The sequence below is a fragment of the Nocardia sp. NPDC005998 genome, from assembly GCF_040614395.1.
Lineage (GTDB): Bacteria > Actinomycetota > Actinomycetes > Mycobacteriales > Mycobacteriaceae > Nocardia.
The window spans coordinates 38,999-59,373 of the sequence record NZ_JBEXUI010000015.1; the positions used below are offsets into that span (position 1 = coordinate 38,999).

Annotated in this window: 24 protein-coding genes and 1 tRNA gene; 14 read left to right on the forward strand and 11 right to left on the reverse strand. The window is 66.3% G+C overall.

The genetic code is table 11. From position 1 onward, the window contains the following. Positions 1-25: 25 nt before the first annotated feature. From ABZ293_RS21225 to ABZ293_RS21235, 3 genes are all read left to right on the forward strand, one after another. Positions 26-475 carry a hypothetical protein gene (locus ABZ293_RS21225; protein WP_354954828.1) on the forward strand — a complete coding sequence of 150 codons (450 nt, stop codon included), beginning with the start codon at positions 26-28 and terminating at the stop codon, positions 473-475. 121 nt (positions 476-596) lie between these two features. Beyond that, entirely contained in the window at positions 597-1,421 is an 825-nt protein-coding gene (locus tag ABZ293_RS21230; RefSeq protein WP_355183054.1) for a helix-turn-helix domain-containing protein, read from the forward strand. A gap of 207 nt (positions 1,422-1,628) precedes the next feature. Beyond that, the gene (locus ABZ293_RS21235) at positions 1,629-2,000 is read left to right on the forward strand and encodes a hypothetical protein (protein ID WP_355183056.1); all 372 of its coding nucleotides are present in this window, start codon (positions 1,629-1,631) and stop codon (positions 1,998-2,000) included. Here the strand turns inward: ABZ293_RS21235 and dcd are convergent. From dcd to ABZ293_RS21255, 4 genes are all read right to left on the reverse strand, one after another. Beyond that, positions 1,997-2,569: a dCTP deaminase gene (gene dcd / locus ABZ293_RS21240; protein WP_355183058.1), complete on the reverse strand. Its 573-nt coding sequence runs from the start codon at positions 2,567-2,569 to the stop codon at positions 1,997-1,999. The genes ABZ293_RS21235 and dcd overlap by 4 nt on opposite strands. Before the next feature lie 76 nt (positions 2,570-2,645). Then, positions 2,646-3,080, reverse strand: a complete 435-nt coding sequence (locus ABZ293_RS21245; protein ID WP_355183060.1) for a hypothetical protein — start codon at positions 3,078-3,080, stop codon at positions 2,646-2,648. Next, on the reverse strand, positions 3,077-4,735 hold the full coding sequence (locus ABZ293_RS21250) for a hypothetical protein (protein WP_355183061.1): 1,659 nt from the start codon (positions 4,733-4,735) through the stop codon (positions 3,077-3,079). The genes ABZ293_RS21245 and ABZ293_RS21250 overlap by 4 nt, the downstream gene beginning before the upstream one ends. Before the next feature lie 29 nt (positions 4,736-4,764). Continuing rightward, on the reverse strand, positions 4,765-5,214 hold the full coding sequence (locus tag ABZ293_RS21255) for a hypothetical protein (RefSeq protein ID WP_355183062.1): 450 nt from the start codon (positions 5,212-5,214) through the stop codon (positions 4,765-4,767). A gap of 444 nt (positions 5,215-5,658) precedes the next feature. On the opposite strand from ABZ293_RS21255, the gene ABZ293_RS21260 reads away from it, so the two are divergent. The 4 genes from ABZ293_RS21260 to ABZ293_RS21275 all read left to right on the forward strand — a co-directional run bounded on the left by ABZ293_RS21260 (position 5,659) and on the right by ABZ293_RS21275 (position 8,682). Beyond that, a tRNA-Gly gene (locus tag ABZ293_RS21260) sits at positions 5,659-5,729 on the forward strand. Between the two features lie 653 nt (positions 5,730-6,382). Next, complete coding sequence (locus ABZ293_RS21265; protein WP_355183063.1) at positions 6,383-7,819, forward strand: alpha/beta hydrolase; 1,437 nt, start codon at positions 6,383-6,385, stop codon at positions 7,817-7,819. A gap of 44 nt (positions 7,820-7,863) precedes the next feature. Then, positions 7,864-8,166 carry a DUF1905 domain-containing protein gene (locus ABZ293_RS21270; protein ID WP_355183065.1) on the forward strand — a complete coding sequence of 101 codons (303 nt, stop codon included), beginning with the start codon at positions 7,864-7,866 and terminating at the stop codon, positions 8,164-8,166. A gap of 18 nt (positions 8,167-8,184) precedes the next feature. After that, positions 8,185-8,682 carry an NUDIX domain-containing protein gene (locus tag ABZ293_RS21275; protein WP_355183067.1) on the forward strand — a complete coding sequence of 166 codons (498 nt, stop codon included), beginning with the start codon at positions 8,185-8,187 and terminating at the stop codon, positions 8,680-8,682. A 21-nt stretch (positions 8,683-8,703) separates the two neighbouring features. On the opposite strand, the gene ABZ293_RS21280 is transcribed toward ABZ293_RS21275, so the two are convergent. The 3 genes from ABZ293_RS21280 to ABZ293_RS21290 form a co-directional block, all read right to left on the reverse strand. Beyond that, entirely contained in the window at positions 8,704-9,033 is a 330-nt protein-coding gene (locus ABZ293_RS21280) for a hypothetical protein (protein WP_355183069.1), read from the reverse strand. A 145-nt stretch (positions 9,034-9,178) separates the two neighbouring features. Then, positions 9,179-9,475 carry a hypothetical protein gene (locus ABZ293_RS21285; RefSeq protein ID WP_354954854.1) on the reverse strand — a complete coding sequence of 99 codons (297 nt, stop codon included), beginning with the start codon at positions 9,473-9,475 and terminating at the stop codon, positions 9,179-9,181. After that, positions 9,462-9,686 carry a hypothetical protein gene (locus tag ABZ293_RS21290; RefSeq protein ID WP_354954856.1) on the reverse strand — a complete coding sequence of 75 codons (225 nt, stop codon included), beginning with the start codon at positions 9,684-9,686 and terminating at the stop codon, positions 9,462-9,464. Before ABZ293_RS21290 ends, ABZ293_RS21285 begins: the two co-directional genes overlap by 14 nt. Positions 9,687-9,792: 106 nt before the next feature. On the opposite strand from ABZ293_RS21290, the gene ABZ293_RS21295 reads away from it, so the two are divergent. Further along, positions 9,793-10,581, forward strand: coding sequence for an alpha/beta hydrolase (locus tag ABZ293_RS21295; protein ID WP_355183071.1), 789 nt, complete (start codon positions 9,793-9,795; stop codon positions 10,579-10,581). Here the strand turns inward: ABZ293_RS21295 and ABZ293_RS21300 are convergent. From ABZ293_RS21300 to ABZ293_RS21310, 3 genes are all read right to left on the reverse strand, one after another. Beyond that, on the reverse strand, positions 10,565-11,299 hold the full coding sequence (locus ABZ293_RS21300) for a TetR/AcrR family transcriptional regulator (RefSeq protein WP_355183073.1): 735 nt from the start codon (positions 11,297-11,299) through the stop codon (positions 10,565-10,567). The genes ABZ293_RS21295 and ABZ293_RS21300 overlap by 17 nt on opposite strands. Positions 11,300-11,384: 85 nt before the next feature. After that, positions 11,385-12,185: a crotonase/enoyl-CoA hydratase family protein gene (locus tag ABZ293_RS21305; protein ID WP_355183075.1), complete on the reverse strand. Its 801-nt coding sequence runs from the start codon at positions 12,183-12,185 to the stop codon at positions 11,385-11,387. Beyond that, entirely contained in the window at positions 12,182-13,720 is a 1,539-nt protein-coding gene (locus tag ABZ293_RS21310) for an acetyl-CoA acetyltransferase (protein WP_355183077.1), read from the reverse strand. The genes ABZ293_RS21305 and ABZ293_RS21310 overlap by 4 nt, the downstream gene beginning before the upstream one ends. A gap of 124 nt (positions 13,721-13,844) precedes the next feature. Here ABZ293_RS21310 and ABZ293_RS21315 point away from each other — a divergent pair, with 124 nt between their 5' ends. From ABZ293_RS21315 to ABZ293_RS21340, 6 genes are all read left to right on the forward strand, one after another. Continuing rightward, positions 13,845-14,594, forward strand: coding sequence for a crotonase/enoyl-CoA hydratase family protein (locus tag ABZ293_RS21315; RefSeq protein ID WP_355183288.1), 750 nt, complete (start codon positions 13,845-13,847; stop codon positions 14,592-14,594). Positions 14,595-14,763: 169 nt separating this feature from the next. Further along, positions 14,764-15,873, forward strand: a complete 1,110-nt coding sequence (locus ABZ293_RS21320) for a DUF4185 domain-containing protein (RefSeq protein WP_355183079.1) — start codon at positions 14,764-14,766, stop codon at positions 15,871-15,873. 134 nt (positions 15,874-16,007) lie between these two features. Further along, positions 16,008-17,255 (forward strand): erythromycin esterase family protein, encoded by a 1,248-nt coding sequence (locus tag ABZ293_RS21325; protein ID WP_355183081.1) that lies wholly within the window; start codon positions 16,008-16,010, stop codon positions 17,253-17,255. A gap of 173 nt (positions 17,256-17,428) precedes the next feature. Further along, positions 17,429-17,806: a MerR family transcriptional regulator gene (locus tag ABZ293_RS21330; RefSeq protein WP_355183082.1), complete on the forward strand. Its 378-nt coding sequence runs from the start codon at positions 17,429-17,431 to the stop codon at positions 17,804-17,806. A 71-nt stretch (positions 17,807-17,877) separates the two neighbouring features. Then, complete coding sequence (locus tag ABZ293_RS21335) at positions 17,878-18,765, forward strand: TIGR03619 family F420-dependent LLM class oxidoreductase (RefSeq protein ID WP_355183084.1); 888 nt, start codon at positions 17,878-17,880, stop codon at positions 18,763-18,765. Positions 18,766-18,874: 109 nt separating this feature from the next. Next, positions 18,875-19,579, forward strand: coding sequence for a class I SAM-dependent methyltransferase (locus ABZ293_RS21340; protein WP_355183086.1), 705 nt, complete (start codon positions 18,875-18,877; stop codon positions 19,577-19,579). A 46-nt stretch (positions 19,580-19,625) separates the two neighbouring features. Here ABZ293_RS21340 and ABZ293_RS21345 read toward each other — a convergent pair whose 3' ends face one another. Further along, positions 19,626-20,231, reverse strand: coding sequence for an alpha/beta family hydrolase (locus ABZ293_RS21345; protein ID WP_355183088.1), 606 nt, complete (start codon positions 20,229-20,231; stop codon positions 19,626-19,628). Positions 20,232-20,375: the final 144 nt, after the last annotated feature.

Here is a 20,375-nt window from a genome sequence, read left to right on the forward strand (position 1 = left end):
TGAACGGAGGAGGCAAGGAGTGGTTGTGAATGCGGACAAACTCAGGACGGTCGACGATTGGGCGGCCTTCTACCGGCACGAATTCGAACTACCGGTAACCGAACGTGGCGGATTCGTGATGCTGCCCATCACCGGCCGGGTCTGCGTTGTCCACCTGCCAACGGTTCGGGCCGAAAAGGTCAGGGCCGCACTGGAACAGCAGGGGACGAGGGGCCCCATGCTGGCCAGGCAGATCCGCTGGAGCTTCCTTGCCGAGCCGGACAGTCGGCCGGGCGCGCAGGTATTGGAGGTGCTGAACCGTCTCGATATAGGCATACCCGCCATCGGCAGTGCCGTGATGTTGCCGACCGGGCTCGGCCGGTGGACCCGGGAAGGGTGCTTCTGGGTCAACCCACCGAGTCGCGGCGACACGCTCCCACCGCTATCCGTCATCATCACGACGGCCCTCGCGGTGGGGGCGGGCGGCGGGGACTGAATGCGTCGTCGGTCCCCGCCGCTCGGCGCCGGACCTGCCGAGTCCGCCCCTCAACTGGCAGTCGACAGGGGCGGACTCGGTCGGTCGTTCTTGGTCGGTTCACGCGATCTACCGTGGACCGATGGGCAGCGAAAGGGCAGCGGATCTGCGTGGGATCTATCAGGTCGACGCCCGCCACATCGTGCACGGCCCCGCCTTATCCGGTCTCGATGTGATCCGGTGCTTCGGCTTCGATGTGCTGGAGCCGAGACCCGTACGCAGGCGCAAGATTCCAGGCGGCACGGTGAAAATCGTCTTCGCGATGGCGGGTACGTTCGCGGGGCGGACCATGGATCCGGCCGCACTGGTGATCGGGTTGCACGATCGGGCGGGCACAGCCGAGCATTTCGGGCGGATGCGCAGTGTGCAGGTGCAATTGGAGCCATTGGCGGCGCGGCGGCTACTTGGGGTGCCGCTCGATGAAATACGCAATACCGCAGTGGATTTGGGCGAGCTCTTCGGCGACTCGGCGCGGCGGTTCACCGAACGGCTGGCGGAGACGGCAAGCTGGTCACGGCGATTCGAGCTGGTCGGCGACTATCTTCGGAACCGATCGGCGCAAGCGGAGACCGACTCGGCGATCGTGTCGGCCGTTCGCCAACTGCAGATATCAGGGGGCACAACGCCGCTCACCGACCTAGCCGCGGAATCCGGCTGGAGTCGAAGGCATTTCCGCAGACGGTTCACCGAACAGGTCGGTCTTTCGCCGAAGACCTATGGATCGCTGATGCGTTTCTCGGGCGTGTTTGCCGCCCTGACGGCTTCTTCCGCGGCCGAAATAGGTGCTCTGGCCGCCGATTTCGGATACTACGACCAATCCCATCTGTGCCGTGACTTCCAGCGCTTCGCCGGAACAACACCCGGACACCTACTCGGCCTTGCTAATTCGTCCAGCACCAGTTCATGAGGCGATAGCGGCCCGGACTTCTGCCGCTCACCCGATGGCGACTGGACCGACGCATCCCGCGGCTTGTCCAAAGTTGCCTCCCCGCAGGACCGATCCTCTCGGACAGCACTGCTGAGGCAGCCCGACGCGTGAGTCATTCGAATGGCACCTTCGCCCATGGCCGTTTTATCCAATACCGTGCTGCGCTGACTCCGTAGCCTTCCGAACATGTCCGGGACCCCGATAACCGTGCGTATCGCCGCCCTCGGGATCGGCATCCACGCGATCGATCACATCATCGTGCTGTTGTGGCCGCCGTTCGGTTGGCATGTCGGCACGGTGTTCCACCTGATCAGCGGACCGGTCTATGCGGCGCTCATACTGCCGGTGGTGCGCGGGCGGAACTGGGCGCGCATCACGATCTCGTTCCTGCTCGGCGGTCAGTTCATCGGCCGGTTCGTGGTCTGGATGTTGTTCTCCTCCAGCGGAGCCCACACGGCACTGCTGGCGGGCTGGACGCTGTCGGTGATCGTGCTGGCGCTGCTGTGGATTCCGGCCGCAACGCGCCGCCACTTCCGACCCACGGGAACCTGGTACTAGGTGGGCAGCGGGAAGTTGAGGTAGGACCTGGAGGGGGTCGGGCCGCGTTGCCCCTGGTACTTCGAGCCCGCGGTGGCGCTGCCGTACGGGTGCTCGGCCGGGCTGGTCAGGCGCAGCAGGCACAGCTGGCCGATCTTCATACCGGGCCACAGGGTGATCGGCAGGTTCGCCACGTTCGACAGTTCCAGCGTGATGTGACCGCTGAAGCCCGGGTCGATGAACCCCGCCGTCGAGTGGGTGAGCAGACCGAGCCGCCCGAGGCTCGACTTGCCCTCCAGCCGACCGGCCAGATCATTCGGCAGCGTGCACACCTCGAGCGTGGAACCGAGCACGAATTCGCCCGGATGCAGCACAAACGGCTCACCATCGTCGGGCTCGACCAGGCTGGTCAGCTCGTCCTGGCGTCGCGCGGGATCGATATGGGTGTAGCGGGTGTTGTCGAATACCCGGAAGAATCGGTCCAGGCGCACATCGATACTCGACGGCTGGATCAGATTTTCCAGCAGCGGCTCGACGCCGAGACGCCCAGCGGCGATCTCCGCACGGATGTCACGATCGGAAAGCAGCACGCCGACGAGCGTAGCGCCTGCTCGAAGACGCTCCGCAGCCACCGCAGGGTGAGCAGCCGCGCAGACCACTACTCGTCTAGCCGCCCTCGCTCGGTGCACCACCGCCTCGGTCGCCCGGCTGGCCGGGGTGTAGCGCCTGCTGGCGCACCTCGATCAGCAGGGCCACCGCCTCGAGCCAGCGGGCGAAGAGGTCGTCGCGGGCGATGTCGGGGTCGGGGCCGGTGTGGGCAGCAGACATCCACTCCCGCACCAGCCGGGTGGGCTGGTCGCCGATCAGCGGCTCCGGGAGCTGCAACGCGCCGTCGAGACCGAGCGAGCGGACGCAACCAGCTAGGAACCGCACGGGATGCGGGCCGACGCCGAGGTCCTGGACCGCCAGTGATGCGGCGATGGCGGCCTCGGCGAAGAGGATTCGGCGAGCCGGTCCCGGTTCGGGCATGCCCGCCACGAGCGCGGCGGGCACGTCGAGGCCGCGCAGCTCGTCGTTCGAGCGGCCCGTGCGCCAGCTCATTTCGGCACCTGGACTTCATAGGGATTGGGCAGGCCGCCGTCGGGAGAGCCGTCTGCCGAGGTGAGCGCGCCCAACTGCCCATCGACGAACTGTTGGGTCGTAACCCACTGGGTGTAGCCCCATGGGTTGTAGATCTCCAGTTTGTCGTCGTGGGCGCCGACGATCACCATCTGGTGGTTTACCCTCTGGGAGTACATCTCCGGCCTGTGGTGTGGAATCGACCGGTCCACGACTTGTTCTTGACCGTATACGTCGACCGGCACCGGCTTGCCCGCGCTCGCCGCGGCCTGGATGCCGGGCAGGGCGGCTTGACGCGCCGCCGGGTCGTCCAGCGACTGGATCTGGTAGGTGCTGCCAGTGGCAGGGGAGAGCAGAGAGCCGTCGAGCGCCGCTTGGCCCTTGGCGGCGATGCCGTTCGTCGTGTTCGGGTGGGCCACACCGTCGGCGGTCTGCCCGACGTCGTAGTTGTGGAGGTAGAGGTTCTGCAACCGGTTGTGCACCGCGCCGAGGCTGTCGTTGCCGACAGCGTCGCCAGCGACCGCGGCGGGTCCCTGACCGGTTGTAACTCCCAGCATTTGCACGGGATCGGCGCTCAGTTTCGCCACCACGGTCGACGCGGCGACGCAATCGTTGTAGTTGCCCTGACCGTAGAGGTAGAAACGGACGTTCGCGCCGGGTTCCTCCGGTGCCAACTCGACGCCGTCATAGCTCAACACCTTTTGGTTCATCGATCCCGGAGTGGTGTTGTTATTGTGGACCTCGGGGTTGAGATGTTTGGTCAACCAGGGGAGGTCGTTCCCGAACGGGTGGATGACCTGGTCGAATGCGGCGAGCTGGCTGATGTTGTAGCCCGCGCCCAATGCTTTCCAGAGATAGGCGGCCTCCTGCGGCGACTGCGCGTCGGCCACGAGTTTCTCGAATGCCGCACGGTCGGCGGGCGACATGGTGGCGAGTTGCTGGGAGGCTCTTGCCATCGCGGTCGGACTGAGAATGCCGGGGTCGGTGCCGGTCGCGGCACCATCTCCGGTGTAGGCCAGGCTGACTGCGCTGAGCGGGTCGACCCCCGGGGCGGTGATCTGGCGTGCCCGTGCCGCCAGGGCGGACTGCTTCAGCGCTTTGATCGCGTCGTCTGCGGCGTCGTGGGCCAGGTTTGCGGCGGTGAGCATGTCGCGACAGCCTGATTTCGCCTGTCCCAGAGCCTGCATCAAGCCCTGAGGCCGCAATGGCCCGAAGCGGGGGTTGGCCGGGGGCAGCGACTTCACCAGGTCGTTGGCTTCATTCAACTGCTTGCGGCCGTCCCCGTCGCGCTTCTGGGCCTCGCGCAGTTTGCCTGCCCACGTGGTCAGCGCCTTGTGGCCGCCCGCAAACCCGCTGATGATGCTCATGCCTTGAAAGGCCACTGAGCCGAGCGCTTGCCCGGCGGTTTCGGCCGCCGCGCCCCGCCACGCCGTGGGCAACGCCGACGAGACCACATGCATCAGGTCCATCCCGGCGCTACGGGTGGTGTCCTCGGCCGTCTTGTAGGTTGCCGCCTGATTGTCGATCGTGCCAGGGCTGCCCTCCGGCGCCGGAACCAGCAGGGCAGCCTTGATCAGCCCTTTCAGGTGCGACGGTGTGCAGTATGCGCCGGATAGCTGGTCCAGCTGGTCCAGCACCAACTGCAGGGCTGCGGCTCTGTCCGAACTCATAGGTCCGGCCGGTGCCCGAGGCGGCGGGGTCCCGGAGGGGTCGCCGAATTTCCAGAATTGCCGTCACCGTGTCCGGACCCGCCGTTGGTGTTCGACCCGTGGCCGAATCCGCTCGCGTCGCGGGTGATGGCTGCTCCGCCGCTGTGGTCGGCGTGCTGGTAATCGGTGCTCGACGCAGGGAGCAACCCCACCAGCTCTCCCAACGCCCGCATGGCGTACACGGCCTCGTCGGCCCAGGCCTGGTGGAATTCCACCCACGCCGGCCCGACGGTACCGAAGTCGCCCTGGGGGTGGCCGGGCGTCTTCGGATTCGCCGCCACCACGGTGGACATGTGATCGCAAGCGCTGGCCACGCCCGAGACGGTGGCCGGGAATGTGCTCGGGTCGAAGTACAACGTGGGTGTGCCGTTGCCCGCACCGTCGGGCGGAATTTGTTCGGGCGGCATACTCACTCCTGGCACAGCACGGTGGACATGACGGTAATTAAGCACAGAGATACGCCCCGCGCTTGCCGAGCCTTGCCGATGCTGGGAGTTTGCCGCTGATCTGAAAGCTCTTTGGGTCAGATTGAACCATCCTGGTGGGGCGAAGCGTCCGGTTCGGCGATCGCGTGCCGGGTGCCCGATTCCAAGATCGGCCAGCAAGATATCGAGAAGGCCGCCTCCCAGCTCGGGCATGCCTCGAGAGAAACCATCCGCCGTCACTACGTGGTCCCCGCCCAGCAGGGGCCGGACACCCGCGGGTATCTGGAGTACGTCGCGGTGTCAGATCTAAAAATAGGGAGTAAATAAGGACCTGGCCCGTTCAGGGCCTGGTGCCAGGGCCGACACCCGAGGACTTGCACCGCATAGCGCCTGGTCTGGTAGGCTCGCGATCGCGTTCACACGCACGCCGATGTAGTTCAATGGCAGAACTTCTGCTTCCCAAGCAGACAGCGCGGGTTCGATTCCCGTCATCGGCTCAAACCAGATATTCAGCCCTGACCAGGGCATTCACTCTGATCACCTCGGTAGCCAGAAGGGTAACTGCACCCTCTGTGCCTCGATGGTGCCCTGGCGCAAATCCGCTGACACCAGGCACTTTTGGTGCTGCTGACGAGTTACCCGTAAGCGCCGCAAGCGTTCTCGCGACACCGCATAGGTTGGCGATGACCACCATCGACTCCCCAGCCCGCTCCGAGTCGACCGAGTTAACCGGCCGACGAGACCTGGCGTTCATTCCCGCGCAGCGCCGTCCGGCAGACGATCTCGATCGGCACCACGCTCACGGGCAAGCTCGACCACCGTGCCAGTGCCGCCCGCTCCACTGCCTACCACGGCCGCCGACAACGCCTGCTCGTCTACTCGATCAGATAGGCCACTGTCGGATGGGTGGCGCTCATTCCGGGCCGACGATCATCGGCTTCCCAGCAGTGCTGGTCTTCCGCGCGTCCTCGGCGAATTCCCGGCTGCGCCTACAGATTCGGCCATTCGGGGTGGCCCGAGTAAGCCGTATCCGAATCGCCGAAATCTGTGCTGGGCATTCGCAGGGGTTCCGGTCCAGTACTGGGGTGTGAGCGGGGGATGGCTCGCTGGAGGGATGTGGGCGGGCGGGCGGCGCGGTGAGGATCGCGTCATGGTTTTCCGCACTGTGCTCTGCGCTGCCCTGGCGGCCGCGCTGATACCGGCCGCTTTGGTCGGCTGTACCTCCGCATCGAGTCGGACATCGAGCCTGGACTGGCGGCCCTGTCAGGAGAATGCCGAATTCGCCTGTGCGACAGTCACTGTGCCGATCGATTGGGGCAGCGCGGATGGCGCGACGATCGATATCGCCGTGGTACGGGACAAGGCCGATGATCCGGGGCGGAAGCTGGGGACGCTGGTTTCGCTGCCCGGCGGGCCCGGGGGCTCCGGTGTGGACGACATCTTGAAGGGCGGGAAGTTTTCGCCCGAACTGCGGGCACGATTCGACATCATCAGCCTCGATCCGCGTGGGGTGAAGCGCAGCCATCCGCTGCGCTGTGATGCCGGGCTTGTTGGGCATCGGCCGAATATGGTGCCGGATCTCGGCGGTCGGATCGACGAAGTTCGTTCCTATGCAAGGGATCTCGCGGCGAGCTGTCGGGAACATACCGGGCCGCTGGTCGATCATCTCGATGCCGTCAGCGTCGCGCGTGACGTGGAGGCACTGCGGGTCGCGCTCGGGGTGGATCAGCTGAGCCTCTACGGCCGGTCGTACGGGACCATGGCCGCGCAGGCGTACGCGGAATTATTCCCGCGGCGGCTGCGGGCGTCGCTGCTGGACAGCGTGGATGACCACAGCCTCGACGGACGCGGTTTCTTCGCATCCTCAGCGCGTGCGGGCCAGGACACCTTCGAGGAATACGCGGCGTGGTGCGAACGCGACGTGACGTGCGCGCTGCACGGCACGGACGTGCACCGAGTCTACGGTGAGCTCTTCGCCAGGGCAGGGCGTGGGGAACTGCGCGACCTCGCCAAGCCGGAGCGGGTGCTCGACCCGATGGATCTGAGCACCAAAGTGACACAACGGCTATTCAGCCCTGATTGGGCCGGTCTGACCGCCGATCTACAGGCCCTCACTGCCCAGCCACCAGCCTCGCCCCAGCCTGCCGCACCCCAGCGATCGGGCGAGCCGACACCAGCCCCGGAGACAATCGTCTGTACGGACTGGAAGTTCGACATCGCCGATCAGGATGACTGGACCCAGCAGTGGCATGAGCAGAACAGCAACGCCCCCACGCTGCGCGCCCATTTCGCCTGGGCCGCAGGCGCTCTCTGCTCCGGCTGGCCGACCCCGCCGCAGAACCTCCCACACCGCCCGCGCACCGAGGGCACCCCGCCGATCCTCATCCTCAACGGTCGGCACGACCCCGCCACCCCACTCGAATGGGCAACCCGGGTAGCCGCCCAAACCCCCGACACCACCCTGCTCACCTACGACGGCTGGGGCCATGGCATCTACAGCCGCACCCCCTGCACCACCTCCGCCGCCGACCGCTACCTCATCGATCTCACCGTCCCAGCCCCCTCGACGCACTGCCCAGCCGCTTGACCAGGGCCGCCAACGATGTCGGTGCGCATCGCTACAGTCACGGAGTGACCGGCGCGCGATACTCCTTCACGGCGGAGGTATGGGAACACCATGGCCAGGGCGCATGGCATTTCATCGATGTACCCGAGGCGATCGCGGATGAGATCGAGGAAAAGTACGCACCTCGTGCCACCGGTTTCGGCTCGGTGAAAGTCGAGGTGACCATCGGCACCAGCCGCTGGTCCACCTCACTGTTCCCCGATAAATCCCGAGCCACCTACGTACTCCCCCTCAAAAAGGCGATCCGAATTGCCGAGGCCCTGACCGCAGGCTCGCCAGCACACATCGACCTGACCATCGTCGCCTGACCGTCGAGAGGACCGCCCGTGCACTCGAAATCCGGACAGGCCGAACAGATTCCGCGTATCTCCGTCCGACTGGTCCTACTCGACGAACGAGACCGCCTACTGCTGTTGTCCAGCACCGACGAATCCGACGGCCACACCTTCTGGTTCACGGTCGGCGGCGCTCGCGAGCCGGGCGAGACACTGGCGCAGACAGCGGCCCGCGAAGCGCGCGAGGAGACCGGTCTAGCCGAATTCCAACTCGGCCCCGAGGTGTGGCGCCGTCACCTGACCGTCGCGCGCAACGGCGTCGACTACGACTGGCAGGAGCACTACTTTCTCGCCCGCGTCATCGGTTTCGACATCGACACAACGGGTTTCACTGCGCAGGAGCGCGGCTCGATCACCGGCCACCACTGGTGGACCTCGGCCGAGCTGAACACGACCGATGACCGGCTGGTACCCGGCGACCTGCACTCACTACTGGCAGATCTGCTGGTCGCCGGGCCACCGCGGGAGCCCGTCACACTGACGGACTGACACGACCGCGCAGTGATCAGCTCAACTCCCGCGGCATTCGGTGAAGATCTTGGAATTGGCCTCGCGGGCCTTATCGGCATCCGACTGGCTCATGCCGAAGTTATTGGGGTCGGCGGCCTTGGCATCGTATTCGTCACTGATCATCTTGCGCAGGCCCTCTTGCGAAATGCCCTGGTCCACATAGAGCTTCGCGGCGCAATCGGCCAGCGCCTTGTTCTTGAGGCCCTTGTCCTGTAGCGACTTGGCGAGGTCGGCCTGGGTTACCGCGGGCTGGTCCGCGGCCTTGTCGTTACCGCACGCCGCCAATACCGGCAGCGCGACGAACGCTGCGGCGATAAGGAAGGTCCGCACCTGATTCCTCTTCTCAGTTCAGTCTGCACATGTGACGGCCACCGCGTGGCGCCGCAACGATAATGCCGTACGGCGCGTGGCGGTAGCCGAGCGAGCGACTTCCCAGTCCGGAGACACACTCGACAACCGGATCGGCCGAGCAGGGTCAAAGATCCATGGCCGCACGCAACGCAGTATCCAACCGTTCCAGCGCATCCGATTCCATTTCATCGATGGGCTCGGCCAGCCAGCCGCGATAGATGCGGCCGATATTCCCGGCGTGCACCCACCCGTGCCGCTCGACGGGTACGGCCAGGATGTCCTGCGGATCCTCGTCGACGACCTCGGCGGCGATCAGCCACTGTCTCGGTGATTCGTTGATGCCATCGCTGCTGATGAGCACGACGGTGCGGCGCCGCGGCGAACCGTGTGGGTGATAAATCCACAGTTCACCCCTGCGCACGCATCTCCTCCTCGGCGGCGGTCAGCTCCGCCTCGTCCGCCGCGGCCTGAGCCGTCACATCGCGCACCGGACCGACACCGGTCCGTACGGCTTCGCGACGCGCGGCCTTGGATATCCACGCCGAAGGCGACATCCCCGCGCGAGCCGCCGCCTGTTCGGCGAAGGCCCAGGACGCCTCGTCCAGCGAAAGGGTGACCTTACGCGTTGCCATACCATTTATCGTACCCACGTTTCGGCCGGCTGCCAGCGGAAATCCGGTCGGGGTGCTGGCCGGAAATCTCGGTCCGACGACCCGTCACGGCTGTTACCGTCGCAATATGACGACGTTGAACCACCATCGGGTCGGCGCGGGCGAACCACTGGTGCTGGTACACGGGGTCGGCAGCCGGTGGCAGGTGTGGGAGCCGATCATCGACACCCTCGCCAAATCCTTCGATGTCATCGCCGTCGATCTGCCCGGCTTCGGGGGTTCGGCACCGATCGCGCACACCACCGTTGACACTCTCACCGAGGCGCTGCTCGAGTTCCTCACCGAACAGGGCATCGAGCGGCCGCATCTGGCCGGCAATTCGATGGGCGGGCTCATCGCGCTGAACCTCGGCGCGCGTGGGCTGGCCCGCTCGATCACGGCCTACTCCCCGATCGGATTCTGGGACACCCCGGGCCGCGTGTGGTGCCAGCAGTCACTCGGCAAGTCCCGCCAGCTCGCGCGTGCGCTGCGCCCGATCTGGTCGGCCGTCCTGGGCACCGCCGCAGGCCGCACGGCCTTCCTCACCCTGATCTTCGGCAAGCCGTGGGCGATCGATACGCAGGTGGCCATCGACACCGCGCGCGGCGGCGTCGACGCACCCGGCTTCGAACCCGCCCTCGCCTCCTTCACCGATGCGAAGCTGCACGAAATCGGCGCGCTGACAGATATTCCCGTCACCATCGCCTGGGGCAACCGCGATATCCTGCTCACCTACGCCACCCAGAGCTCGCGCGCACGCACCGTACTCCCGAACGCCCGCCACATCACCCTGCACGGCAGCGGCCACACCCCGTTCTTCGACGATCCGGCCGGATGCGCGAAGGTTCTGCTGGACACGATCAGTCCGCATCCCTGACCGGTCGCGGCTCGGTCAGGGTGGCCGGATCGGCCGTGCCGAGCAGGATGCGCACCGCATTTCGCCAGCGGTGCTGCAGGATTCGGTTGCGGTCGAGGTCACCGGTCAGCAGGACCCGCAGGGCGAGCCCGGTCATGATCTCGATGGTGAATTCGGTAATGGTCGGCACCCGCGGATCGTCGGGAAACTCCTGACGGAAGATGTCGCGAATGCTGTTGTGCATCAGATCGAACAGTCGATGTTCCAGCGGCAGGAATGCCGCCAGCAGTTCGGGATCGGTGCGCGCGGCGACCCACATCTCCAGTGCCGCCCAGAATGTCGGCCCGGTGAACATGCGCATGGTCAGCTCGACGGCCGTTTCGAGCCGGTCCGCTTCGGCCGGGATGCCCTCGAATTCCCGTGTCAGCTGGGCGAATCGGCGCTCGGCAAGATGTTCGACGGCACCGGCGAGCAGATCCGCCCTGGTCGGGAAGTGGTGCTGGAGGGTGCCGCGCGGCACCCCGGCCCGCTTCTGCACTTCGAGCGTGGTGGTGCCCGCGTAACCGACCTCGACCAGACTGTCCACCGCCGCGTCCAGCAGCCGCGTGCGCATGCGCGAGCGGCGCTGCGCCTGCGTCTCCCGAACGCGTTCGAGGCCGTCCGTCGCCCGGCCACCCCCCTGGGTGGAGTCGCCGCGCGGCGCTGAACGCCCACCCGTCTCCCGGCCACCACCCCTCATGGAGTCGCTCCGCGACGCTGAATGCCCACCCGTCACCCGGCCACCACCCCTCATGGAGTCGCTCCGCGACGCTGAATTCGATTGGTCACTGTCCCTGCCACTGGGGTTCGCGCTTCTGCGCGAAGGCCAGCGCACCCTCGGCGGCATCCTTGGAGAACAGTGCGGGCAAGGCGATTTCGCCCTGCTTCGCGAAGCCCTCGGCAACCGACCAATCCGGCGACTCGTCGATAATGCGCTTACTCGCGGCCACCGCAAGCGGCGCGGCCGCAACGATTTCGGCCGCCAGGGCCAACGCACCCGCCAGCGCGCCTCCGGGTTCGGTGATCCGGTTGATCAGGCCGAGCTGGTAGAGCCGTTCGGCGTTGATGCGCCCGCCGGTGAGCGCCAGCTCCGCGGCAATGGGACGCGGCAGCCGCTGGGTCAGCCGCAGCACACCGCCGCCCGCGGCAACCAGGCCGCGCTTCACCTCCGGAATGCCGAACTGGGCGTTGCTCGCGGCGACGATGAGATCACCGGCGAGCGCGAGCTCGAAACCACCGGCGAGCGCAAAGCCCTCGACGGCCGAAATCATCGGCTTGGCAGGTGGTTTCGCCGCGATGCCGAGCGGGCCGCGGTTGACGGTCATCGGCATCTCGCCCTTCGATGCGGCGACGAGATCCATTCCGGCACTGAAGGTTCCGCCCGCACCGGTGAGCACAAGCACGCGCGTGGCAGGGTCGGCCTCGAATTCGTCGACGGCGGCCTCGATGGCCTGTGCGGTGGCGAGGTTGATGGCGTTGCGGGCGTCCGGACGGTTGACCGTCAGCACGGTGATCGCATCGCGGCGTTCGACCAGTACCAGGTCGGACCCACCGCTGACGGAATCACCTTGCGCTGCTGTACTCATTGGACGGTCCTCTCGGTGGTGAGCAGGGTGAGCCTATTGGCGGCGGCCACATCGGCGCTCGCGCCGATCGGGTCGCCATCGGTGAACGCCGCGATGGTGTCGGCATCGGACGCCCGGACCAGTATGCGGGCACCGGCCGGTGTCAGTGCGCTGATCACCACGGCCTCGGGTTCGTCGGCATGGTCGGGCGCGGGGCCCTTGCGATAGGCGACCGTGTACGCCTCAACGGTGACCGGTCCGGTATAGCCCGGAGCCGTATCACGCCGTGCCGCAGGCACTTCCGCTTCGACGGCGCGGAAGAGTCGCGCGGGCGGTCGCGCCGAGTAGACGCCGATACCGTGTTTGGTGATGTACCAGCCGAGTGCGCTCACCAAGCCGTAGGCCGACGGGTCCGCGCGCAGCCGACCGGCCAGTGTCGCGATCGAATGCGTCGCGTAGTTATTGCCTGGACCGCCCGCGAAGGTGAGCCCGCCGGTGACCGACAGCGGCCGCGCCGGATCGTCGATCGGCAGACCGAGCGCCTCGGCCGCGACCTGCACCGCGACCGGGAAGCAGGAGTACAGATCGATATGCGCGACCTCGTCGATGTCGATCCCCGCACCGGACAGCGCGGCCCGCCCGGCCGCGGCAATGGCGGGTGAGGTGGACATATCCGCGCGTTCGGAAACGAACCACTCGTCGGTGGCGGTGGCGCCGCCATGCGGAAAGACCCAGCGGTCCCGCGGCACGCCCGCCGCATCGGCCGCCGCCGCACTGCACAGGATGAGTCCCGCGCCTTGGTCCACCGATAGGTTCGCGACGAGCAGCTTCGGATACGGCGTCGACACCATGCGGTTCGCGCGCGTCGGCGTCAGCACCCCGTCGACGGATTGCGCGCTCGGCTGCCACGCGTACGGATTCCGCGCGGCCACCGCCGAGAGCCGCGACCACAGTCCGCCGATCCGCTCCCGATGCGCGGTCTCACTCAGACCGAGCCGCCCGCGCAGCGCGGTCTCCATCAGCGCGTAGAAGTAGACCGGACCCCACAGCCCCGCCGCGGTCTCCATCTCGGTATTGGGTCCGCGGTCGGTGCCGATGATCTCGGTCGGCCGCACATCCTCGGCCTGTTCGGGCCAATCGAGCGCGGCGCCGGTGCGGGTAGCCGCATTCCAGGACGCGACCGATTCGGCCCCGGTGATCAGCGCGACCTCGCAGCGTCCGTCGGCAATGGCCTGCGCGACGGTATTGACCAGTCGCTGCGGTGCGTCACCGCCGAATCGCACCGATTGCAGGGTGCGCCTCGGCGCAGCGCCCAGTTCCGCGGCGACCAGCGCGCCGAGGTCCGGATATGGCCTGCTGACCGGGGCCGCGGCGGCGATCAGATCGGCCGATCGCAAGAGCCGGTCGCCGGCACCGCTGTCCGCGCCCGCGCGGCGCAGGGATTCGGTGGCGAGTTCGACGGGTCCGGGCAGTCCCGGCTCACCGCTGCGGTGCACGACCTGTCCGACGCCGACGAGCACCGGCGTTCGCGGATCCAATCCGGGTGGCAGCATCATCCCTCCACTCTTTACCGTCAGCATTGACGGTAACTTGCGTTCGATTAGAACAGAGCGCAGGTGTTCGGGCAATGTCCTCGACACGAACTGACTCACGAGTAAGATCTGCAGAATGTGCTCTGACATCGCGCTGCAGTTCGACGGCGATCGCGCCTACGTCACGCTGAACCGGCCGGACAAGCACAACGGCCTCACCATCGACATGCTGCGCGACCTCGTCACGACCGCGCATACCATCGCCGGTCGCAAGGACGTCCGCGCGGTCATCCTGTCCGGCAACGGCCCGAGTTTCAGCAGCGGACTCGATGTCGCCGAGGCGACCAGCAATCCACTCACCGTCGTGCGCAACTTCATCCCACTGCCCTGGCGCGGCACCAACACCTTCCAGGAGGCGTGCTGGGCGTGGCGTCGACTGCCCATGCCGGTGATCGCCGCGGTGCACGGCCGCTGCTTCGGCGGCGGACTGCAGATCGCACTGGCCGCCGACATCCGGTTTGCGACCCCCGACGCGGAGTTCTCGGTCATGGAGGCCAAGCACGGCCTGGTCCCGGATATGACCGGCGCGGCGACGCTGTCCCGCCTGATCGGCGTCGACCAGGCCCTGCTGCTGACCATGACCGCCGATACCGTCGACGCCGCCTACGCCGCGCGCATCGGTCTGATCACCGAGGTGACCGCGGACCCGGTCGCGGCGGCGAAGCAACTCGCCAACCGCATCGCGACCCGCTCCCCGCACGCGGTCGCGGGAGCCAAACAACTCTTCGATCGCTCCTGGCATGCATCGGCCCGGCGCACCTTCGCGATCGAACGGGCGACCCAGCTGCCATTGATCCTGCGACTGGCCTTATCTCGTAGCAAATCTTCAGCAACTTAGATACCGGGGTATTCACAACTTTCACTACAAGTGACACAAGCCACAAATTTCACCGGTTTCACTGTTAATATCTTGAACGATTTGCCAGCCCGCCGAAATGTGGCGCGACACACACGGTAGGTACTGCGTATCGCGCCGCTTCGGCCAGAAACCGGAGGGCTCAGAGACTTTGAACAAGTCCGCATCCGCCTTGCTCTCGGCATTGGCAGGAGCATCGGCCTTGCTCCTCATAGCGACTACCCCTGCCTCGGCAAACCCGAACGCGATCAATCCGATCCCGGTCCTCAACGGCAGCAGCGGTCTGCCCAACCTGGGCGGGCGCGCCAGGGCGGTATTCCAGATGACCGGACTGGCCAGCCCGAACAACACCCAGAGCTATAACGTGCTCGGCACCGACCTCGGCATCATGTGGGACAACGGCGACGGTGAGATGCTGACCGCATTCGGTGATACCGCCGGGCTCGGCCTGCCGAATCTGCTGGCTGGCAGCACCTGGGCCTGGCGCAGCAATATTCTGGTGCGCAGCCACACCCACGATCCGTCCAATGGCATCTACTTCGACAGCGTCGTGCGCGATATCTTCGGCCAGGCGCGGGACCTGATCCCCAGTCCGAAGATCCCATTCGTGGAGATCAGCCGCATCCCGACCGCGGGCATTTCGGTCAACGGCGTTCAGTTCATGAGCATGATGTCGGTGCGGACCTGGGACGATGTCGGCCAGTGGACCACCAACTTCTCCGGGCTCGCCGCCTCCGGTGACAATGGGGAGACCTGGGCCGATCTGACCAACACGCGGCGTCCGAATGAGGGCGCCAATGCCAATTTCCAGATGAACGCGTTCCTCGAGAACGCCGGGTACGTCTACGAGTACGGCACCCAATCCGGGCGCAATCGGGCGGCGTATGTCGCGCGGGTGCGCGATGGCGATATCGCGAACCTGGGCGAATACGAATACTGGGACGGCGAGCACTGGAGCAAGAAGGGCGACGTCGATGCGGCGGCGCCCATCATGGGTGGCGTCGGCGAGCTGTCGGTGATGTACAACGAGTACCTCGGTCAGTTCGTCTCGCTGACCACCGATCCGTTCAATTCCGTGGTTATGCGGCGGGCCGCCGCGCCGCAGGGGCCATGGAGCGATCCCGAGGTGCTGATCGATACGCGGGAGCTGCCGAGCGCGTACGCGCCGTCGATCTTCCCCTATCAGACCGGGCGTGATCTGTACTTCCTGACGACGGTGCATTCGCAGTACAACGTGATTTTGATGCGCACAGCGCTCTGAATTCACCGGATCGACGGGGCATGGCCGCAGTATCGGCGGCCGTGCCCCGTCGATCTTTTCGAGCTCGAGTTGACCTAAAGATCACTTCAGGTATGAAGCTGATCGCATCGGATCGTCGAGCTTCGGGAGAAATCATGGGCAGCACCACCGCAACCAGCGAATCAGTCACCGCCGCAGCGGATTTGCGGGCATGGCTGCGAGCGAATGCGCGGCCGATCTCCGATACCGAAGCGAACGGCACCGGCCGTGATCTCGCGCCGCTCATCGATCGGCTCGGATCGGCGACCGTGGTAGGCCTCGGTGAATCGACCCGGTTCTCCCGGCAGACCTGCGGAGTGCGCGAGCGTGTATTCCGGGTGCTGGTCGAGGAATACGGGTATCGGGCGCTCGCGGTGCAGGACAGTGCGCGCTCCGGCGAGCGGCTCGACGCCTATGTGCGTGTTGGCGTGAGGGATCCAGCATCGGTGCTCGCCGGTGCGTGGCGGCCGAACCGGACGGCCGAAATGGCGGCCGCGCTGTTCTGGATTCGTGCATTCAACCAGGAGCACCCCGACGATCCGGTCCGGATCTTCGGCGTCGAGCCGCTGCGCGCGGAATCATCGGACTACGAGGTGGTGCTGGATTACCTGCGCCAGCATGCGCCGGATCACTTGGCTGCCATCGAATCTCACCTCACCCCGATTCGCACTGCACACCGAGTTGATGAACATGTGCAGCGCCATCAAGGAATTCATCCGGGCCGCCCGTTCATCGATGACGCACGTGCTGCCCTCGCAATATTCGAAAAACTTCCTACGACAAAGGAATTCGACAAAGCACTGACGCATTTGCGACTTATCGTCGATTTCCACGAGAAAAGCGTTGCCGGACAGGGCGGTTTCGCACGCGATGAGCGACCCGCGGCGGATCGGGTCATCGAATGGCAGCGCAGCACCGGCGCGAAGATCGCCTATTGGGACGGTATCGGCCACACCGCCGCCCTCCCGCTCGGGGACGGCCCAGCCGAAACGTCCGAATTCCGTGGCGCCGGTAGCTATTTGCGCGCACACTTCGGCGCGCACTATGCATCGGTGGCCATCGGCTTCCATCACGGAGATCTCGGCATGGCGGTGGCACCGGAACCACTACCGGACCTCATCGACGCCACCCTGGGCGAACTGGATCTGCCCGCCTACTACCTGGATCTGCACAACACCGCCCCGGACTCGGTTCGGCAGTGGCTACACCGCCCCGCGAAACTGCGCACGATCAGCGGCATCTACGACCCCGCCAAAGACGCCACCGCCCACACCCCGGTCCGATCCCTCATCGACGCATTCGACGTACTCATCCACATCCGCGAAACCTCCCCGGTGCACTGGCTGCCGGAAGCCAGCGCCTAGGGCTGGCGACGAACCGAAGGTGTTGCGGCGCTTCCACAGTAGGAAGCGGTGGCGCGATGGTTGCGCGCGCGGGGCAGAGCGGAGCCGAGGGGGGTGGATGTGGGTTTGCGGTATTGCCTTGACGTCGGCGACAAGGTTTACGGTTGCCGCAGCGGTCTCGAGAGGAGGATCACATGCTGATCGGAGAGCTGGCCGAGCGCGCTGGCACGAGTACACGCACGGTGCGCTACTACGAGCAGCACGGACTCGTGCAGCCCGACCGGTCGGCCAACGGTTACCGCGTCTACGACGAGCACGAGCTCGAGATCGTGCGGAAAATCCGGGCATTGCTGGAGTTGGGTTTCGACCTGGCCGATGCCCGCCCGTTCGTCACCTGCTTACGCAACGGCCACCGGTCCGCCGACGAATGCCCGGAATCGGTCGAGTCCCTGCGGCGCAAGCTCGCCGAGATCGACGACGCGATCGACCGGCTCTCCGCTGCGCGGCTACATGTGAGCGCGCGAATCAACGCCGTGGCCGGCCCGGCCCCGAAGTGTGAATTCTCCCTCTAGCACTGTTTTCTACGGTCGAGCCCGCACGGCAATGACCGGCTTCCCATCCGTACCAGGAAGGATTCTCATAAATGCGGTTTGCGACCAGCTACGGCACGGCGTTCAACGGCACCGATCCCGATCGCCTCGTAGCGTTCGCCCAGCACGCGGAAAACCTCGGGTTCGAGGCCCTGTATGTCCAGGACCATATCGCGCTGTATCCCGGCGCTGACTACGGCGTGGGCGAGCTGCCGCCCACATTGCCGTATTTCGATCCGTTGGATTGCCTGAGCTTCGTCGCCGCGGCCACACATCGGATTCTGCTCGGTACCGGTGTGCTACTACTGCCGTATCGGCATCCGGTGGTCCTGGCCAAGCGGCTGGCAACCGTCGACGTGCTGTCCCGAGGCAGGATGCGGCTCCTCACCGTCGGCCTCGGCGCCTTGCCCGGAGAAGCCCACGCGATGGGCGTCGATTTCCGCAGCCGTGGCCGCCGCGCGGACGAGGCCATCGATGTGCTGCGCCTGCTGTGGTCGGGCGGCCCGGACGGCGTCAGCCACCACGGCGAGTTCTTCGCCTTCGACAACCTGTGCAGTTATCCCAAACCGCACCAAACGACCGCGCTACCCATCCACATCGGGGGCTCCAGCGCGGCGGCAGCCCAGCGCGCCGGACGACGTGGTGACGGCTATTTCGCCGGCGGCATGCTGACCGAACACGAACGTGACCGGCAGATCGAACTGGCCCGCAAGACCGCCACCGATGCAGGACGTGATCCTGCCGAAATCGAGTACACCCGCTGGGGATCAGCCGACCTATCCCCCGAACGCGTCGAGGAATTCGCCGAGCACGGTGTGGATCGGATCGTCGTTGGCTTCGCCGGTGCCGACCCCGCGCAGCAACACGACCAGATGTCGGAATTCGCCGAACGATTCGACCTTTCACCGCAACAACGAACAGCACAACCGCCGACGATCTGAAACGGCAGAATCTCGAGGCCGAAAGCCAAGATCCAACTTCGAGAAGTCAACACCCATCAGCCGCGTGCGAGGGGGTGGCTGGGTGCGCGGGGTCAATAGAATCGCGGGTATGGACGCGACCGATTGGGATACGCGGTATGCGCAGAGCGAATTGGTGTGGGGCGCACCGCCGAACAGCACCGTGGTGGAGCATGTGTACGGGCTGGAGCGGGTTGCTCCGCTGATGCCGGACGTGCCCGATGGCGAGGCGCCCGGTCTCCCGCGCGCGCTGGACCTCGCGTGCGGCGAAGGTCGTAACGCCTTGTGGCTGGCCACGCACGGGTGGCAGGTGCATGCCGTCGACTATTCACAGGTGGGAGTCGATAAGGGCCGCACCATCGCGACGCGATTGTCCCGTTCGGTTCGCGGCCGCATCAGCTGGCAGTGCGCGGATGTCACCGATCTGGATGCCGCGGGCATCAGCGGTCCATACGAACTGGTGCTGATGGTCTTCCTGCACCTGTCCGCCGAACACCGCCGCCCGCTCGTCCACCGCCTCCCCGACCTGCTCGCCCCAGGGGGCACTCTGCTGATCCTCGGCCACGACAGCACCAATCTCACCGACGGCTTCGGCGGCCCGAAGGACCCCTCGGTCCTGTTCACCCCCGACGACATCATCGCCGATCTCGGCCCCGACACCGACCGCATCCGCGTCCGCATCGCCGACCGCGTCTACCGCCCCACCGAGGAACGCGACGCCATCGATGCCCTCGTCGTCGCCACCAAACCCGCCCCACCTCCACAGGCCATCGAGCCCCCCTCCGCACACAGCTGAGCCGAGCACGACGTGCCGGAACCGGCCGAGGTCGCCGGTCAGGCCGCTATCGGCCCGGCGAGCTCCAGCGCTCCAGCCAGGGTTTGACCGTTTCCGCGATGATGTCGAATCCGGATCGGAAAGAGTGGGGCTGACCAGGGATAACGCGAAGCTCGGCAGCGTCGGCGGGGTCGGGGATGCCGAATGGGTCGTTCGCGCCATTGATCACGACGACCTCGATATCGCCCGGGGCGAGCAGTTCCTCGCGCCGAGTCTTCTCCGGCTTACCCGGCGGATGCAACGGAAACGACAATGCGAGCACCCCGCGGGCATCGGCGTCGATGGCGGTACGGCAGGCGACTCGGGCGCCATTGCTGCGTCCGCCCTGGATCAGCGGCACCTTCCGCACCCGCCGACGCAGGTCGGCGACGATCTCCAGCCACGCCTCGTCCTGTTTGATCGCCGACCCGGGCGCACGCCGCCCGGCAACCCGATACGGCTGCACCACCCGCGCCACCGCGCCACCCAGTTCATAGGCGCAGTCCCGCACCGCGAGCAGGTCTTTCGCGTCCACACCGCCACCGGATCCGTGCGTGAGCAGCAGCAGAAACGCCGCCTTGCGCGGTTTGTCGAGCTCGATCTCCGCGGGCCCGGCGCTCGTCTCGATTCGCACAATCTCACGGTAGTCCGGGCTTACTCCAAACCCCCAGCCCCGGCAACGCGTCGGCCACCCGAAACCCACCACGAAACCCCAGGCCCGGACCCCATCGACACCGCGGACGCAATACCGAAAGCGCGGGCACTGCACCGGCCGCGC

Excerpts from the sequence above, each read along its gene's own strand:
- ABZ293_RS21230 (WP_355183054.1), top strand. The coding sequence starts at position 597 with ATGGGCAGCGAAAGGGCAGCGGATCTGCGTGGGATCTATCAGGTCGAC.
- ABZ293_RS21235 (WP_355183056.1), top strand. The coding sequence starts at position 1,629 with ATGTCCGGGACCCCGATAACCGTGCGTATCGCCGCCCTCGGGATCGGC.
- ABZ293_RS21245 (WP_355183060.1), bottom strand. The coding sequence starts at position 3,080 with ATGAGCTGGCGCACGGGCCGCTCGAACGACGAGCTGCGCGGCCTCGAC.
- ABZ293_RS21255 (WP_355183062.1), bottom strand. The coding sequence starts at position 5,214 with ATGCCGCCCGAACAAATTCCGCCCGACGGTGCGGGCAACGGCACACCC.
- ABZ293_RS21265 (WP_355183063.1), top strand. The coding sequence starts at position 6,383 with ATGGTTTTCCGCACTGTGCTCTGCGCTGCCCTGGCGGCCGCGCTGATA.
- ABZ293_RS21290 (WP_354954856.1), bottom strand. The coding sequence starts at position 9,686 with ATGGCAACGCGTAAGGTCACCCTTTCGCTGGACGAGGCGTCCTGGGCC.
- ABZ293_RS21295 (WP_355183071.1), top strand. The coding sequence starts at position 9,793 with ATGACGACGTTGAACCACCATCGGGTCGGCGCGGGCGAACCACTGGTG.
- ABZ293_RS21300 (WP_355183073.1), bottom strand. The coding sequence starts at position 11,299 with ATGAGGGGTGGTGGCCGGGAGACGGGTGGGCGTTCAGCGCCGCGCGGC.
- ABZ293_RS21305 (WP_355183075.1), bottom strand. The coding sequence starts at position 12,185 with ATGAGTACAGCAGCGCAAGGTGATTCCGTCAGCGGTGGGTCCGACCTG.
- ABZ293_RS21310 (WP_355183077.1), bottom strand. The coding sequence starts at position 13,720 with ATGATGCTGCCACCCGGATTGGATCCGCGAACGCCGGTGCTCGTCGGC.
- ABZ293_RS21325 (WP_355183081.1), top strand. The coding sequence starts at position 16,008 with ATGGGCAGCACCACCGCAACCAGCGAATCAGTCACCGCCGCAGCGGAT.
- ABZ293_RS21330 (WP_355183082.1), top strand. The coding sequence starts at position 17,429 with ATGCTGATCGGAGAGCTGGCCGAGCGCGCTGGCACGAGTACACGCACG.
- ABZ293_RS21335 (WP_355183084.1), top strand. The coding sequence starts at position 17,878 with ATGCGGTTTGCGACCAGCTACGGCACGGCGTTCAACGGCACCGATCCC.
- ABZ293_RS21340 (WP_355183086.1), top strand. The coding sequence starts at position 18,875 with ATGGACGCGACCGATTGGGATACGCGGTATGCGCAGAGCGAATTGGTG.